Genomic DNA, 16,897 nt, shown 5'->3' on the forward strand with positions numbered 1-16,897 from the left:
TTAACAATTCATGAGGCTTACATTGTATTGTGTAAGCCTCTGTTGTATAAGCTAATCATCTTGGTGATCAAAGTGGCTAGCTGATAAAGGATAAAAAAATGAATACGGCAAACAATTTGGTGCACGGTAAATGCAGTAGGCCTTTTGAACTTTTGGGGTTGACAGTTGCCCCTGAGGTGAAAGTCAAGACTAAAAAGTCCCTTGCTCAAGCGTTCTACCGAGCTTGGTTGCCTGATGCGGTATCAGCAACGCTAATTGACGCAGCAGATAATCGCGTGCTGTGCGAGTTAACTAAAGACAAGGATTACCAAGGTTATTTTGTTGGGAAGCTTTCGTTAGCGAAGACCAAAAACACCGTATTTAAAATAAAGGCCAATTTTGGTGCAGATAGTCATGAATTTATTGATCCCTACCAATTTAAAGATACCGCGTATCACGCCGAACATTTTGTTGACCACCAACCAGAGAATTTATATCGCCAAATAGGCGCACAATTGTGTGAAGTAGAGGGAGTATCAGGGGTACGTTTTGCAGTATTTGCGCCTAATGCAAGCGCCGTTTCGCTAATTGGTGAGTTTAATTTGTGGAATGATCGCTCTTTTCCTATGCAAAAAACTAATTTCGGTTATTGGGTGCTCTTTATTCCCGGTTTACAGGTTGGCGATACTTATAAATATGCTATTAAAGATGCCAGCGGTCATCGTTTGCCAGACAAAGCCGACCCCCTTGGTTTTCATCATCAACAGTATCCATCACATTGCTCTGTTGTATACGATCAACACGCGTATCAGTGGCGAGACGACAAATGGATGCAACGTGAAAACATCGACCACTACCATAGTGCCATGAGTGTTTATGAAGTGCATTTAGGCTCCTGGAAGAAGCCAGGTGATCCCGAAAGGCGTTATTTAAATTACCGCGAACTTGCGCAAGACTTAGTTACCTATACGAAAAGCATGGGATATACTCACATAGAAGTATTGCCGGTATCAGAGTTTCCCTTTGATGGCTCTTGGGGATATCAACCAGTTGGTTTGTTTGCACCCACGAGTCGTTTTGGTGACCCTGATGACTTCAAGTATTTTGTCGACGTTTGCCATCAAAACTGTATTGGCGTGATTATCGATTGGGTTCCCGCGCACTTTCCGGAAGACGGGCATGGCTTGGCTCGGTTCGATGGCACGCACCTATACGAGTATGAAGATCCGAGAAAAGGCTGGCATCCGGATTGGAACTCTTGCATCTATGACTTTGGTAAAGATACTGTTCGCCAGTTCTTGGTAGCTAACGCTCTGTTTTGGTTCGACAAGTATCACGTTGACGCGATTAGAGTCGATGCAGTCGCGTCTATGCTTTACTTAGACTACTCTCGTAACGAGGGCGAGTGGATCCCTAATATCGATGGTGGCAACCATAACTACGAAGCAATTAGTCTCTTAAAATGGATGAACACCGAGGTGTATGCGAAACATCCGAATGCAATGACAATTGCCGAGGAGTCGACGTCGTTTGCAGGCGTATCAAAGCCTGTCGATATGGGCGGTCTCGGCTTTGGCTTTAAATGGAATATGGGGTGGATGCACGATTCATTGCACTATATTTCAAAAGATCCAGCCTATCGACGCTTTCATCACGGTGAACTCACATTCAGTATGGTGTATGCTTTTGATGAAAACTTTGTATTGCCCATATCTCACGATGAGGTAGTGCATGGAAAGGGCGCAATGCTGCAAAAAATGCCAGGTGACGAATGGCAACAAGCTGCAAACCTTCGTGCCTACTACGGCTTTATGTTTGCTCACCCGGGCAAAAAGCTGCAATTTATGGGCAATGAATTTGCCCAAAACCGTGAATGGAATCACGATATTTCCTTGGATTGGCATTTGCTGGAAGAGGCCAAGCACCAAGGAATCAGTGAGTTATACAAGTCTCTTAATACACTTTATACCTCTCAATCGGCATTATACGAACTTGATCATGACCCCGCAGGATTCCGATGGTTAGACCATAATAATGCAGAGCAGTCTGTGGTATCACTGCTTCGAAGAAACAAGGAAAATGATGAAAATATCGTCGTAGTAGCTAATTTCACCCCAATTCCTCGAGATAATTTTAAGGTGGGTGTTGAAAAAGCTGGCAAATATAATGTGCTGCTTGATACCGACCACCCTAAGTTTGGCGGCAGCGGCTACGCAAGTGACCTCGACTCAATGCCAACATTACAGTCGCAAGCTATCGCTTGGAATGATTGTGAACACTCAATCGAATTGCAATTACCACCATTAAGTGTGATATTCCTTCGCTGGACTAAGTAGCAAAGAACGAGTAATGACAGCGTTAAATAATGCAAATGCCCTCGATGAAGGCCAAACTTTGAATAATGCAGGTTTCGATATCTGTGAAGGATCAGTGGCACCTTTTGGTGCGACCTTGAATGAAAGCGGTTGCAATTTCTCCATCTACTGCCCCGATGCAGAGCAAGTTTTTTTATGTCTGTTCAGCGAGGACGACCAAGAACTCGCTAGATTCAAACTGCATCAGCGTATTCAATCTAAATGGTTCTGTTGTATTAAGGGTGTTAAGGAAGGGCAAAAGTATGCCTATCGTGTTAGACCTAAAGTGCATCGCAGAGTCAATGATGAAATGGATGAGGGTAGACTGCTCATCGATCCATACGCAACACAGATAAGCAAAGCACTTCATTGGGACCGAGAGGCTTATAACGGGAGTGATGCGCTAATCAACAGTAATACGGTGAAGGATAATTCAGCCTTTGTTCCTAAGTCTATTGTTCGTCAAAAAACAGCAACAACAAACTCGATAACTAACTACGCAAAGCGTGTGTTGCAAGCAAGCGATCGCATCATTTACGAAGCTCACGTGAAGGGCATATCTCAATTGCACCCGAGTGTGCCTAGTGAGCAGCGCGGAACTTACTTAGGTGCATCGCATCCGGATATCATCGAACATTTGGTTTCCCTAGGCGTGACCACCGTGCAATTCATGCCAATTTTTGCGTTTATGCCTGAACCTTACATTAGCGAAAAAGGGCTAACGAATTATTGGGGATACAACCCAATTAATTTTTTCAGCCCAGAAGTTCGCTACGCACAAACTGATGCCGTAAATGAGTGTAAGCAGATGATAGAGCGCTATCACGCTGCAGGCTTAGAAGTTGTGCTTGATGTTGTTTATAATCACACTTGTGAGAGTGGTGAGCCCGGCTGTATTCTGTCTTTTAAGGGGCTTTGTCATCAACACGCTTATTTACAAGTAAGCAATGATGAGCTCAGTCATCCTAGCTATTTAAATTACTCGGGCTGTGGCAATACGATCAATACTGCCGACACTTTCATGCAGACTATGATCATCGACTCACTACGCTATTGGGTTGTTGAGATGGGGGTGGATGGCTTTCGTTTTGATTTGGCAGCGTCTCTCGGCAGAGAGCCCGTCGATTTTCACGCTAATGCGGCCTTCTTTAAAATTCTGCGTCAAGATCCTGTTCTCAAAGATGCCATTATGATAGCTGAACCCTGGGATATTGGACCTGGTGGCTATCAATTAGGTCATTTCCCTGATTATTGGTTAGAAGTGAACGACAGGTTTAGAGATGATGTGAGAGGTTTTTGGCGCTCAGACAAGGGTCTTAAAGCTGATTTTGCTACCCGCTTTATGGGCTCGAAGGACTTTTTCCCCAAGGGCGTTAGGCCTATGCAAGCAAGTATCAATAACGTCACCTACCATGACGGTTTTACGTTACATGATTTGGTAAGTTATGCACACAAGCATAACTTTGCAAATTTAGAAGACAACCGAGACGGTCATAATCATAATCTAAGTGCGAATTACGGTGTTGAAGGGGAAACTGACGACATTAAAGTTATTGCGTTGCGAGAACAGCAAAAGCGTAACTTATTTGCCACTCTAGTGTTGTCGCAAGGCACACCTCATATCTTGGGGGGGGACGAGCTCAGTCGCAGTCAAAAAGGTAACAATAATGCCTATTGCCAAGATAATGAGCTAAATTGGTTCAATTGGGAACTCACATCAACGCAACGTCAGTTTTTGGCGTTTACCCGTCACGTGCTAGCGCTGAGAAAACAACACAAAATTCTCAGCCGAATGATGTTTGCTGATGACAAGTTTACCAGTGAAGTCAACATCGCTTCCACTCAATGGTATCGCGTAGACGGCTCACACAAGCGGGATCAAGATTGGACTAACGACAATCATCATTGCTTCGCGCTACACCTTGTTGCGATAGCTAATCAAAGCACAGACGAAACGGAAGACGGGCAAGAGTGGCTTTATTGCGTTAACGGCTCAGCAGATGACGTTGAGTTTAATCTTCCCCTCTTGTTGAATGATGTGGAATGGGAATGCATGCTGCATACGGCGTGTGAGAGAATAGATGATTATCAATCCTTACCTATTAGTCCGCTTTTTAAAATGCCAGCGAGATGTTTGTCGTTATTCAGAAAAAGATAACTTGGTTTATGTTTTTTGGTATTTAGCTATTTATCATCTACTTAGATGAGTGCTATGATCGCGCCACTTCACTATTGACGAGTAAATAATATGAGTGTGCCAACCTCCCCAAGTAGCATCGACAACGCAGAACAATGTGATATCGGCTTTATTGGCTTGGGAGTCATGGGTAAGAACTTAGTACTTAACCTTGCTGATAATGGCTACAAGGTGGCATGTTTCGACCTAGATCAGACGAAAATTGACGCCATACTTGCGCAGGACGAAGAGGAACGCATGGTCGACAAACCGCGGGTGGTAGCTTGTCGGTCATATACTGAGCTTTTAGCCAATCTCAAAGCGCCACATACGATCATTCTTTCGGTGCCTGCTGGTAAGCCTGTCGACCATGTCTGTCATCATTTAATAGATGCTGGCGTGCAAGCTGACGATATCGTTGTCGATACAGGAAATAGCCTTTGGACGGACTCTGTTGCACGCGAGAAAAAATATAGAGGAAAATTCGTGTTCTTCTCGACGGCTGTTTCAGGTGGCGAAGTAGGGGCTCGATTTGGTCCTTCCTTAATGCCCTCTGGAGATCCTTACGCTTGGACTCGCATCGAATCAATATGGCAGGCAATTGCGGCAAAAGTTGACCCTGAGACAGGAAAGCCTATTGAATCTTATGAGCCAGGCAAGCCAGTGACTGAAGGGGAACCTTGCACAACCTACATAGGCCCCGTTGGCGCTGGGCATTACGTGAAGATGGTACATAACGGCATTGAGTATGCGGATATGCAACTCATCTGCGAGGCTTATCACATTATGCGTGTTGGTCTGAAAATGACGCCAGCCGAGATTGCTGCTACCTACAGAGAATGGAATCAGGGTATTTTAAACAGCTATTTGATAGAGATAAGCGCGGAAGTGCTTGACCAACATGATCCCGAGTCTGGTGCAGCCCTCGTTGATGTAATTATGGACAAAGCGGGTCAGAAAGGAACCGGCTTGTGGACAGCAGTGAGCGCACTTGAAGTAGGCAGCCCTGCACAAACTATCACCCAAGCTGTTTTTGCCAGAAGCTTATCGTCGTTTAAAGACGAGCGTGTGATGGCAAGCCAGCATTTATCTGGGCCAGCTATCAATATGACACAATCAGACAGCAAAGAAGATGTCATCAAGCAACTTCATGATGCTCTGTATTGTTCGAAAATATGCGCATATGCCCAAGGCTTCCAATTGATGAGCATTGCCGCGAAAGAGCACGGATGGACTTTGGACTTTGCAGAGATTGCAAAAATTTGGCGAGCAGGCTGTATTATTCGCGCAGTGTTTTTACAATCCATCACAAAAGCCTATGAAAACAATGAGCATCTTGCGAATTTGCTTCTTGACCCTTTCTTCATAGAACAAATCAATCACTATCAGGCTAATTGGAGACGTGCGATTGCGTCAGCGACGATCGCGGGTATCCCGTGCCCGGCAATGTCTAGCGCGTTAAGCTATTATGACTCATATCGTTGCGCAGTATTGCCGGCAAACCTCTTGCAAGGGCAACGAGATTTCTTTGGTGCGCATACTTTTTCACGCACAGATAAACCAGAAGGCAAAAAATTCCATATAGAATGGAACAAGCCTGAACGTCCGCAGGTACAAATTAAGAAATAACTGCTGCGTTTTCTACTGGAGTAAGTAATGAGTGATAAATACAAAGAGCAACTTAGCGAAGAGGAATATCGCGTAACGCGCCTTGCCGGAACGGAACAGCCTTACACAGGCGAATACTTGAATAATAAAGCTACAGGCAATTATTTATGTAAATGCTGTTCGGCACCTCTATTTCACTCTGGCGCCAAATATGATTCAGGTTGTGGCTGGCCCTCTTTTTATGAGCAAAGTGACGAAGCCAATGTGGTCTATCGCGAAGACAACAGCCTTGGCATGAAAAGAGTAGAAATTTTGTGTAAGCACTGCGATGCACATTTGGGCCATGTATTTAATGATGGTCCTCAACCTACTGGCCAGCGTTATTGCGTAAATTCGGTTTCTTTGACGTTTGAGGAAAACGAATAGTAAACGATACCTACATTTTTGAGTAAAACACCAAAATCTGACTGAATACGCAGATAAATTAAACAAATATCAATTTTTTTGATGAAATTAAGTTACAAATGGAAGAACTATGAAAAATGCATCGTATTCTTTGCAAGCTTTTTTAACCTAGGCCACTTCCAAAAATAAGCTAATACAAATCATTGTCTTAGCTTAGTTCCACTCTGCCAGCTGAACATCCATAGCATATCTAAGCGCTATCGAAAATCTTTCTTTCACAGTATTTTTCAGGCTCAGTCTTGAGCCTAGTGCTTGTTTGTTGAAAAATTACACACAAAATCAAAGCCTTTTTAGCTTTAGCCAAAAAAGTGAAAATTATCAACAATTTGGCATCAACTCTCGGATTGCATAGAATGCGCGCGACTTAACATTCACTCACTAGGTTTAGAAGGCACTTTGCATGAATCAACAGTTCGAACAGGAATTACTAAGTAGTTGGCAAGAGCGACAAGAATACGCTGAAAAAATGCTACCACTTATCGGAAGTTTGTATCGTAACCACTGCGTGGAAATAACCGTATATGGACGTACACTTTTAAATGCTACTGCGATTGAAGTGATTAAAGCACATCGCACTGTGCGACGTCATGAAGGCCAAAAACTCCGTCTTCGCGAAAGCTGGCCAATATTGGAAGCTATTAATAATATGCAACTTGCGCCTGTGGAAGTTGATATAGGTAAATTGGCTTTCGATTTCCATTATGGCGCTGGCAAAGATCAGGACGACCTACAAGCCTATTTAAACGACGCGTTGAAAGAAGTGCATGGCGCTGCCGATGAACACAAAGCGACCGACGTTGTATTGTATGGCTTCGGTAGAATTGGACGTTTATTAGCGCGTCTTCTAATTGAGCGACAAGGCAAGAATAACAAATTACGCCTTCGTGCAATTGTGGTGCGTGGTGGTAGAGAAGGAGACTTGGAAAAACGAGCAAGCCTTTTGCGTCGAGATTCGGTCCATGGGCCATTTAATGGCAGCATTACGATCGACGAAGAGCGTAAAGCAATAAAAGCAAACGGCTCGTACATCCAAGTAATTTATGCAAATAGTCCAGATGAAATTGATTACACTCAGTACGGTATTAATGATGCCGTGATTATTGACAACACTGGTATGTGGCGTGACGAAGAAGGGCTTGGATTGCATCTAAAAGCCAAAGGCTCTAAAAAAGTCTTACTTACCGCACCAGGCAAAGGCAATATTAAGAATATTGTTCATGGTGTTAATCACTGTGATATTCTTGACACTGATACAATATTGTCTGCTGCAAGTTGCACAACTAATGCAATTACCCCAGTACTCAAAGCATTGGACGAAGAGTATGGTATTGAGAACGGTCATGTCGAGACAGTGCATTCATTTACTAACGATCAAAACCTAATTGACAACTACCATAAGGCTGACCGCCGCGGTAGAAGTGCTTCACTCAACATGGTCATCACCGAAACCGGTGCGGCACAAGCTGTTGCCAAAGCCTACCCGCAGTTGGCTGGAAAGCTAACAGGCAATGCGATTCGAGTGCCTACACCAAACGTATCAATGGCGATCCTTAGTCTCAACTTGAAATCGTCAACCGATAAAGATGGTATTAATAACTATTTGCAAACGGCGAGTCTGTTCTCCGATTTACAGCACCAGTTGGATTTTACCGCCTCAAAAGAAATTGTTTCCACTGACTTAGTGGGCACAAGAGCTGCCAGTGTGGTTGATTCTCAAGCCACGATTGTTGCGGACAATCGTGCAACACTATATGTGTGGTACGACAATGAATTTGGCTACAGCTGCCAAGTGATGCGTGTTGTGCGCGATATGGCCGGTTTGCACTATCCTGTAGTGCCAAAGCCTAAAGCACTTTAAATCGAGGAACATAAGCCTTTCAAGCGTGTTCGCTTCTTACATGCTAGTCAAAAGCCGCCAAAACACAACGAGTTGAGGCGGTTTTTTTGTGAAAGTATTTTGTGTTTAGCTGGTCTATTATGGCATGCGTTGTGACATTACTGGCGCGTTGTTAATAGCACAGTTAATAGCACAGTTGAAATGTCGGTGTTTTCTTTAACTAGAACACAAGCGTTAGCGCAGCAAAGCGACTAGTGCGACAGTTATTGGAATGAAAACTGAATAGGGTGAAGTGGAATGGCTGAACAACAAGTTCAAACAAAAAAGAGCATCGCAATCTACATACGTAACTTCATTCGTAAGTCTTCTTGGCCTCGTGATATTGTGCTAGGCCTCATTATCGTGTTTGCTGTTATGGCGTGGCAAAACAGAAATCTGCTGGATAGCGATGGTTCAATTCAAATTAACTCGCAAAGCCTTATCAGCTTGAAAGGCGAAATTTATAAATTAGCACCTAGTAATAAAAAAACACTCATCTACTTTTTTGCACCGTGGTGTACTGTGTGTAAACTGAGCATTGGTAACTTAGATGCGGTTGACACTCAGGAATTTAATGTTATTCGCGTGGCTTTGGATTACCAGTCAGTAGAAGAAATTGATTCCTTTGCTGACGATGCTGGAGTATCAGGAACCATACTTCTTGGTGCAGACAAACATAAAGAACGCTTTAACATCAGTGGCTACCCAACCTATTACATTTTGGACGAAAACCTTCGAGTAATAAGGAGTGATATGGGTTATAGCACCTACGTAGGATTAAAATTGCGTACGGCATCATAATTTGCTGTTAGTACGGTGTTAATCTTGTCTGGCGCTTATGTTACAGTACGCAAAAAATGACATAAGGTAAGCGCATGATCATCACCAGTGAATTCGATAGCGGTAACATCAAGGTTCTAGAAGCGACAGATCCACAGAACATTCACTTACGCATTGAAAAAGACAATCAGTCTGACTTCTTTCAATGGTTTCATTTTAAACTTCAAACAACGAAGTTTGTAGAGCATAAGCTGGTGATAGGCGACTTAAAAAACTCAGCCTATCCTGCAGGATGGCCGGGCTATCAAGCCGTAGCGTCCTACGATCGCGAAGAGTGGTTCAGGGTCGATACCGACTTTGATGGCGATAATCTCACCATCGATTTTGTGCCAGAGTATGATTCTGTTTATTTTGCATATTTTACGCCTTACAGTTACGAGCGCCATCAAGATTTTATTTCTTCTGCTCAGATGTCTTTCGACTGTGAATTACGGCACTTAGGCTTCACCCTCGATAAACGAGACTTGTCTTTGCTAGTAATAGGCGAAGAAAACGAAAATAAAAAGAAAATATGGATTACCGCTCGACAGCATCCAGGTGAATCTATGGCCGAATGGCTGGTTGAAGGTTTGGTTCGTCGATTGTTAGATGAAGATGATGGTGTAGCAAAGTCATTGCTTGCGGACAATGTGTTTTATATCATCCCTAATATGAATCCTGATGGCTCTGCTCGTGGACATCTTCGCACAAACGCGGTAGGAACGAACCTAAACCGTGAGTGGCAAACGCCATCCTTAGAGAAGAGCCCTGAGGTTTATTATACCCTTGAAGCCATGGATAAATATGGCGTGGATATGTTTTTAGACATACATGGCGACGAAGCATTACCTTACAACTTTGTTGCTGGGTGTGAAGGCAACCCCGGTTATAACACCAAGCTTGAAGAATTAGAAAATGCTTTTAAAAATGCACTACTCACGGCTACGCCAGAGTTTCAAGATGTGTTTGGCTACGACAAAGATGAAGCTGGCAAAGCCAACTTAACCATTGGTGCCAATGCGGTAGGGCAACGATATCATTGTTTGTCTTATACTCTCGAAATGCCGTTTAAAGACAATCAAAATTTACCAGACCCAGCCTATGGTTGGTCTGCACCCCGCTGCCAACAGTTGGGCGAAGACCTCCTTATCGCTATTCGAGCGGTTGCGCCAAATTTACGTTAGCGCTTTGTTGTCGCATTTTATCATCAGTTTTTTCGTGGATCTTTGGCAAGAAAACGCGACAAGACACCCGATAGAGTGCTACAGTAACGAGTCAATTTAACAAATAATAATAAAAACAAAGAGGACGTTATTTTGGAAGGTGTATTAAACTTTTTTAATTTGCTTGATAGTTTTTTGGGAAGCGCTGATTGGTTCCCGTATGCGCTATTAGGCGTCGGTGCTTTTTTCACGATCTACCTTAAATTTCCGCAAATTCGATTTTTTAAACACGCTTGGTTAGTGGTTACTGGTAAGTATGATAAAGGCGACGAACCCGGCGATACTACTCACTTCAGAGCGTTAACAACCGCGCTCTCTGGCACTGTTGGTACCGGTAACATTAGCGGTGTTGCTTTTGCTATTTTCTTGGGCGGTCCTGCGGCTTTGTTCTGGATGTGGGCGACCGCATTTTTAGGGATGACCACTAAATTTGTTGAAGTCACCCTTTCGCATAAATACAGAGTGAAAACCGAAGACGGCACCATGGCTGGCGGCCCGATGTATTACATGGACAAACGCCTGAATATGAAGTGGTTAGCTGTCGCCTTTGCTATTGCCACAGTAATAAGCTCTTTCGGTACTGGAAATTTACCGCAAAGTAATGGCATCGCGACAAGTATTGAATCTACTTTCGGTTTCTCGCCGATGATCGTAGGTGGTGTATTATCCGTGATCTTGGGCTTGGTTATACTCGGCGGTATAAAGCGAATCGCAGCGGTAACCTCTAAAATTGTGCCCTTTATGGCAGTTATCTATATTATCGGCGCTTTTGCCGTTATTTTTGCCAATGCTGAGAACATCGGTCCAGCTTTTGCGTCGGTAATTTCTGACGCATTCACAGGCTCGGCTGCAGCTGGTGGCTTCCTAGGTGCTACGCTAGCTTATGCGTTCAACCGTGGTGTAAACCGTGGCTTGTTCAGTAATGAAGCTGGTCAAGGTTCGGCGCCTATTGCACATGCTGCCGCTAAGACTAAAGAGCCGGTATCAGAAGGTATGGTGTCGATACTAGAGCCTTTTATTGATACGATCATAATTTGTACGATTACCGGTTTGGTGATTCTTTCTTCAGGTGTGTGGAAGGAAAAGCATCATAATATATTTGACCGCTCCGACATGATGTTTGTTGCTGGAGAATATCAAGAAAGCAATAGCGAAGATATTAACAAGCTGTTCTCTTACTTAAACAAAATAGACGGTGCAAGCTTAGAGAATTTCACTGGTGAGATACAAGTGGTTAATGGGGTTGCCGTTACTGGCGGTTACACCTTACTTAACAGTCGTTCTTTCGCCGAGGACGTTACCTTCAGTGTTGGTTCAACGGAAGATCCTTTCACAGGCAGACTCGCAGTTGAAGATGGTGCCTTGGTGAAACAAAGTATTATTGTTGAAGGAAAATCCTTAGTGCATTCAGCGAACTTAACGGCGATTGCATTTACGCGAGGATTTTTCGGAGAATACGGGAAATACATTGTTTCAATTGGCTTGCTGTTATTCGCCTTCTCGACTGCTATTGCTTGGTCATATTACGGCGACAGAGCAATGACCTATTTATTGGGTCCACGCTCGGTAATGCCCTATAGGGTTATCTACTGTGCAGGCTTCTTTTGGGCCGCGGTATCTGACACCACGTTAGTGTGGGCATTGTCTGCTGTAGCAATAGTCGTTATGACACTTCCTAACTTGTTCGGTATCATGATGCTACGCAAAGAGATGAAAGAGTCAGTAAACGAGTACTGGGAAAAACACAAAAAGTAGCTTTACGTAAATAGAAAAACAAAGGTTAGTCGAGTGGTCGATTAACCTTTTTTTGCGTAAAAAGACTTAAGAAAATTTTTTGGGAGTGATATATGGCAATTACGGCATGCCCATCGTGCAAAAAGCCAATTTCGGATAAAAGCAAAGTATGTAGCCATTGTGGCTTTGATATCGGTAATGCGACTGCCGAAGACCTTGAAAGAAAAGCAAACTTTGCTCGATTTCAAAAAATGCATAACCTACAAAATCAATCACTTATCGCTATTTTTATTTTCTTAGCGGGTATTGGTTTTCTCTATTGGGGTGGTTCTGATCCGGGTGACACACCCTATAATTTATCAATCGCAGCAGCTGTGGTTGGCTTTGCATGGTATGCCATTAATCGCGTTAGAATAGTGTTAGCGAAGAGGAACTAAGTATGAATGTAGATCAGCTAGTGCAAGCGATGACACCTGAGATTTTTGAAAATTTAAGAACCGCCGTTGAAACAGGTAAGTGGCCAGATGGGGCGGTGTTAAGTCCTGAGCAAAAAGAAAACTCTTTGCAAGCCGTATTGCTTTATCAAGCAAGAGTTGAGCAATCTGAAGAGCACATGACAGTGGGTAAAAATGGCGAAGTTGTACAGAAAAGTCGACAAGAGCTTAAGCAAGAGATGCAACAGCAATCAACTAATCAAAGTCCTATAGCGCGGTTTAAACAAGATGATATTTAAGCGACTTTTTCAGGCTAAACACCTCAGTAAAGATCCTGCTGTTCGTCTGACTGCGATTGAGCATTTGTCGGTAAGCAAAGTCAGCGATAAACAAGCGCTTCATGAGCTTGCCTTTAACGACAACGACGTGAGTGTTAGTCTGGCTGCGCTCGATAAGTTAAATTCATTTGCACTGTGGTTAAAAGCGTCAGAAACTGCAGATAATAAAAGAATTAAAAAGCATGCTCATGAATGGGTCGTAGCTGAAATAAACAAAGCGGATTCTGCGCTTATCTCAAATGACGAGTTTGAGCGTTTCATTGCCGAATCTAAGAACACCTCCTTGTTAGAAGAAATATTGTTTTCGAATCGACGTTTACAAACAAATGATGCGCTCGCTCTGGCCACGTTATTAAAAATAAATAAGGTTAATACCGCGCGTTTGTACTTTCGCGAACATGCTAATAACGCCCAGCAATTGGTGCTTGTGTCACGTACAAATGATGCAGCTGAATTATCCAAGCTAGCAAAGTATGCTAGTCATCAATCGGTATCAGATGCTATTGAGTCTAAACTTGCCCTGCTTCATGAAGCATCTCAAAAGCCGACCAAAATACATCAGCTTGCTACACTTAATATTTCCAAGTTACTTGCCTTAAAAGAGCACGGTGACTATGAGTATATTTTTGAAAACAAGCAAAGCTTAAACCAAGAATTTAATGAACTAAAAGCAGAGTTTTCATATTTGGATGCTGAGTCTGCGGCTTTACTGGCGGAAAAGTACCTGCGCACAAATGAGGCGGTTGAAAAGCGCTTGGCTGCGCTGAAGTCCGAATGGCTCAGTGCCAATGAATTAAAGCAAACAACCAACGCATTAAGTGAAATAGAGAGCCGCTTTGCTGATATTCGATTACAAATTAACGCGATATTAGCCTCTATAGATGATCCGAGTTTATTGGCTCAGTCTAAGTTGTTGGCGAATGCACTTAACGATATTCTGGCAGATGTGGAAGACGCACGAGCACGCCCACAAACCATCGCTCATAAGCGAACTATCAAAGCACTCGATAGTGACCTAAAACGTTATCAGGGCTTTTTGAACGATCTTCCTGCTGCAAGAGAAAGTGTGGCTAAAGCTAAAGAAGCAATAGCTGCAATGCTAAAGTTGGATGCTTCACTTAGTCCAAACGACTTACAAGAACAGCTGAAAAGCCTTGAATCAGACTGGAAGCAGTTGAATTCAGACACACAGTTGCCCTTACCAAAAGGCCTTGTTGACGAGTGGAATGTAGCAGTAAAAAAGCATCGAACGGCACTAAGTGAGCATTTTAGCGCCATCAAACAACAAGAAAAAAAGTTACAATCAAAGCTTAAAATGGTGCAACGAATGATAAATCAAGGCAGTTATAAACCTGCCATAGCTACCTTTAAACACTGTGAAGCATTATTTGAAGGGCTAGCTGAAAAGTCACAGCGTAGTCAGCGTAAGCTCTTTGAAGAATTGGCCGAAAAAGTAGCTGAGTTACAAGCATTACAGGCTTTCATAGCTGCGCCGAGGAAACCGGCTCTTCTCGACCAAGTAAAAACTATGCTCGACGGTGGTGATGCGATTGATATACCAGAGCGCGCTGCAGCAGTAAAAAGATTAAGAAAAGAATGGAATGATTTGGGTCGCTTAGGCACCGAAGAAGACGACAAACTTAATGAAGCGTTCGATGAAGCATTGGAAAAAGCTTTCGCTCCTTGCAGAGCGCACTATGCAGAGCAAGACAAGATAAGGGCGGATAATGCAGAGATTGCACGCACGATTATTACAGATTTAGAGCCGCTTGCCTTAGATGATGAGCTTGCGACCTTAGGGCGACGCGTAAATGCTATTGGAAAGCGCTGGCGTGAGCTTGGTATTTTAGAGCACAATGATAAAAAGGCCTTAAATAAACAATACTTTGCAGCTCTGAAACCTATTCAAGCGAAGTTAGAGGCGTTTTATGCAGACAATGCCAGTCAAAAGCAGAGCTTGATTAATAAAGTTATCAAGCTCGCTGCGCTTGAAGATAATGCAGTAGCATCATCACAAGCTAAGAATCTTCAGCAAGAATGGAAGGCTATTGGTTTTGCTGGAAAGCCGCATGACGATAAGCTTTGGAAACAGTTTCGAGAAGCCAATGATGCTGTTTTTGCAAAAGTAAACGAAGAGCGCGACGCTCAGGCAAATGAAATCGCCGACCTCAAAAAACAAATAGCTGAGCTTACAGGCACTTTAGCGAAGGAAATAGAAAGTGCTACCCAAAGTGCTGAGCTGACGTTAATTAGCGATAAGATTGACGAGGCTCGAGCGCTACTAACGCAAATGCCGCCGCGCGAAGGTAAGGCTGTGAGTCGCCAAATCGACGTGTTACAAACGACTCTCGATACGCGCGAAAAAGTGTTAGCTGACCTGCGTGTCTCAGCGCAATGGGATGCTCTTTTTGAGGTCCTGAGTATTTGGCGAAGTGATGAGTTACCTAATGAAGTGGCTGATCTTCCGTCACGTTTTCAAAGTTTCTTCAAAGCCAAAGATGAAACAGAATTGGATCGAAAGTCGCTGACCATTCAATTAGAAATATTAAGTGATGTCGAGAGTAATAAAGCCGATGAAAAACGTCGCAAAGAGCTGCAATTGGCGATGATGGCTGCAAAACTTGAAGGCAACGATGTGCTGACTGCTGAGGCTGTACTGCAAAGTTGGATAGCAAAAGGGTGTTTGGAAAAGCAAGATAGTGCTTTATTGAAAAGGCTTAAAAAAGCGATGGCGATTCACGTAGGTGCTCTTGGTGCGTAAACATATCTACGTTGCATACACTGGCGGTACTATCGGTATGAAACCCTCTGAAAACGGTTTTGTACCAGCGGCCGGATATCTTTCTGAAACACTTGCAAAAATGCCAGAATTTCATCGCTCAGAAATGCCTGCATTCACCATTCATGAATATGACGTCTTGCTAGACTCCAGTGACATGTCTCCATCCGATTGGCAATTGATCGCCGATGATATCGATAAGCACTACGACGACTATGATGGATTCATTATATTGCATGGTACCGATACCATGGCATATACCGCGTCGGCTTTATCTTTTATGTTAGAAAATTTGGCAAAGCCGGTGATTGTCACTGGCTCACAGATCCCCCTTGCGGAACTGCGCTCCGATGGTCAAACAAATCTATTAAACTCCTTATATATTGCGGCGAACTTTCCTATTCCAGAAGTCAGTTTGTTTTTTAATAATAAACTTATTCGTGGTAATCGAAGTCGAAAAGTCGACGCCGATGGTTTTGATGCTTTTGATTCTCCCAACTTTCCAAGTTTGATCAAAGCGGGTATTAACATCGAAGTGAACCATGATGTGGTTAATACCACATCGCTCGAGGGAAAAAAGCGCTTGCAGGTGAGTGCAGTAAGCTCCCAGCCCATTGGTTTAGTCAGTTTGTACCCAGGCATATCAGCCGACGTGGTAAAAAATATTATTCAACAACCGGTAAATGCCCTTATTCTACTTAGTTATGGAGTAGGTAACGCGCCACAAAACAGTGCTTTGTTACTGGAGCTTAAACGTGCACAAGAGCAGGGTATTATTGTGGTCAATTGCACTCAGTGCTTTAGAGGCAAGGTTAATATGGCTGGTTATGCCAATGGTCATTTATTGCAAGACATCGGCCTTGTATCGGGCCAAGATATGACGCCAGAAGCTGCACTTGCAAAACTACATTACTTATTGAGTAAGCCCGAACTCTCCACTGTTGAACGCAAACAGCTCATGACAGTAAGCCTACGTGGCGAGCTGAGTGTTAAGTAAGCTATTGCGACAGCGTAGTATTACCTCCCTGTAAGCATATAATTACATTAGTGCCAAGTTTCGCTGAGACTTCTGCTTGATTTGAATCAACTTTGTATTATACTTTCAGAAAATA

General features: G+C 43.4%; 12 protein-coding genes. All 12 read left to right on the top strand.

What is annotated here, in order from left to right:
• Positions 1-98: 98 nt before the first annotated feature.
• The 12 genes from glgB to ansA all read left to right on the top strand — a co-directional run bounded on the left by glgB (position 99) and on the right by ansA (position 16,782).
• On the top strand, positions 99-2,315 hold the full coding sequence (gene glgB / locus ISG33_RS04220) for a 1,4-alpha-glucan branching protein GlgB (RefSeq protein WP_195732274.1): 2,217 nt from the start codon (positions 99-101) through the stop codon (positions 2,313-2,315).
• Positions 2,316-2,328: 13 nt separating this feature from the next.
• A complete protein-coding gene (gene glgX / locus ISG33_RS04225; protein WP_195732275.1) occupies positions 2,329-4,491 on the top strand; it encodes a glycogen debranching protein GlgX in 2,163 nt (720 codons plus the stop codon).
• A gap of 90 nt (positions 4,492-4,581) precedes the next feature.
• Positions 4,582-6,138 (top strand): NADP-dependent phosphogluconate dehydrogenase, encoded by a 1,557-nt coding sequence (gnd, locus tag ISG33_RS04230; protein WP_195732276.1) that lies wholly within the window; start codon positions 4,582-4,584, stop codon positions 6,136-6,138.
• Positions 6,139-6,165: 27 nt separating this feature from the next.
• Positions 6,166-6,543 carry a peptide-methionine (R)-S-oxide reductase MsrB gene (gene msrB / locus ISG33_RS04235; protein WP_195732277.1) on the top strand — a complete coding sequence of 126 codons (378 nt, stop codon included), beginning with the start codon at positions 6,166-6,168 and terminating at the stop codon, positions 6,541-6,543.
• Between the two features lie 439 nt (positions 6,544-6,982).
• A complete protein-coding gene (locus ISG33_RS04240; RefSeq protein WP_195732278.1) occupies positions 6,983-8,440 on the top strand; it encodes a glyceraldehyde-3-phosphate dehydrogenase in 1,458 nt (485 codons plus the stop codon).
• Between the two features lie 276 nt (positions 8,441-8,716).
• Positions 8,717-9,259, top strand: a complete 543-nt coding sequence (locus ISG33_RS04245; RefSeq protein ID WP_229333449.1) for a TlpA family protein disulfide reductase — start codon at positions 8,717-8,719, stop codon at positions 9,257-9,259.
• Positions 9,260-9,333: 74 nt separating this feature from the next.
• Complete coding sequence (locus tag ISG33_RS04250; protein WP_195732279.1) at positions 9,334-10,461, top strand: M14 family metallopeptidase; 1,128 nt, start codon at positions 9,334-9,336, stop codon at positions 10,459-10,461.
• Positions 10,462-10,593: 132 nt separating this feature from the next.
• A complete protein-coding gene (locus ISG33_RS04255; protein WP_195732280.1) occupies positions 10,594-12,255 on the top strand; it encodes an alanine/glycine:cation symporter family protein in 1,662 nt (553 codons plus the stop codon).
• 92 nt (positions 12,256-12,347) lie between these two features.
• A complete protein-coding gene (locus tag ISG33_RS04260; protein ID WP_195732281.1) occupies positions 12,348-12,671 on the top strand; it encodes a zinc ribbon domain-containing protein in 324 nt (107 codons plus the stop codon).
• Between the two features lie 2 nt (positions 12,672-12,673).
• Positions 12,674-12,967, top strand: coding sequence for a YeaC family protein (locus tag ISG33_RS04265; protein WP_195732282.1), 294 nt, complete (start codon positions 12,674-12,676; stop codon positions 12,965-12,967).
• Complete coding sequence (locus tag ISG33_RS04270; RefSeq protein WP_195732283.1) at positions 12,957-15,767, top strand: DUF349 domain-containing protein; 2,811 nt, start codon at positions 12,957-12,959, stop codon at positions 15,765-15,767. Before ISG33_RS04265 ends, ISG33_RS04270 begins: the two co-directional genes overlap by 11 nt.
• Positions 15,760-16,782, top strand: a complete 1,023-nt coding sequence (ansA, locus tag ISG33_RS04275) for an asparaginase (RefSeq protein ID WP_195732284.1) — start codon at positions 15,760-15,762, stop codon at positions 16,780-16,782. The genes ISG33_RS04270 and ansA overlap by 8 nt, the downstream gene beginning before the upstream one ends.
• The last annotated feature ends 115 nt before the right edge of the window (positions 16,783-16,897 follow it).

Source organism: Marinibium conchae (assembly GCF_015595035.1).
In the GTDB taxonomy this organism is placed as follows: Bacteria; Pseudomonadota; Gammaproteobacteria; order Enterobacterales; family Alteromonadaceae; genus Glaciecola.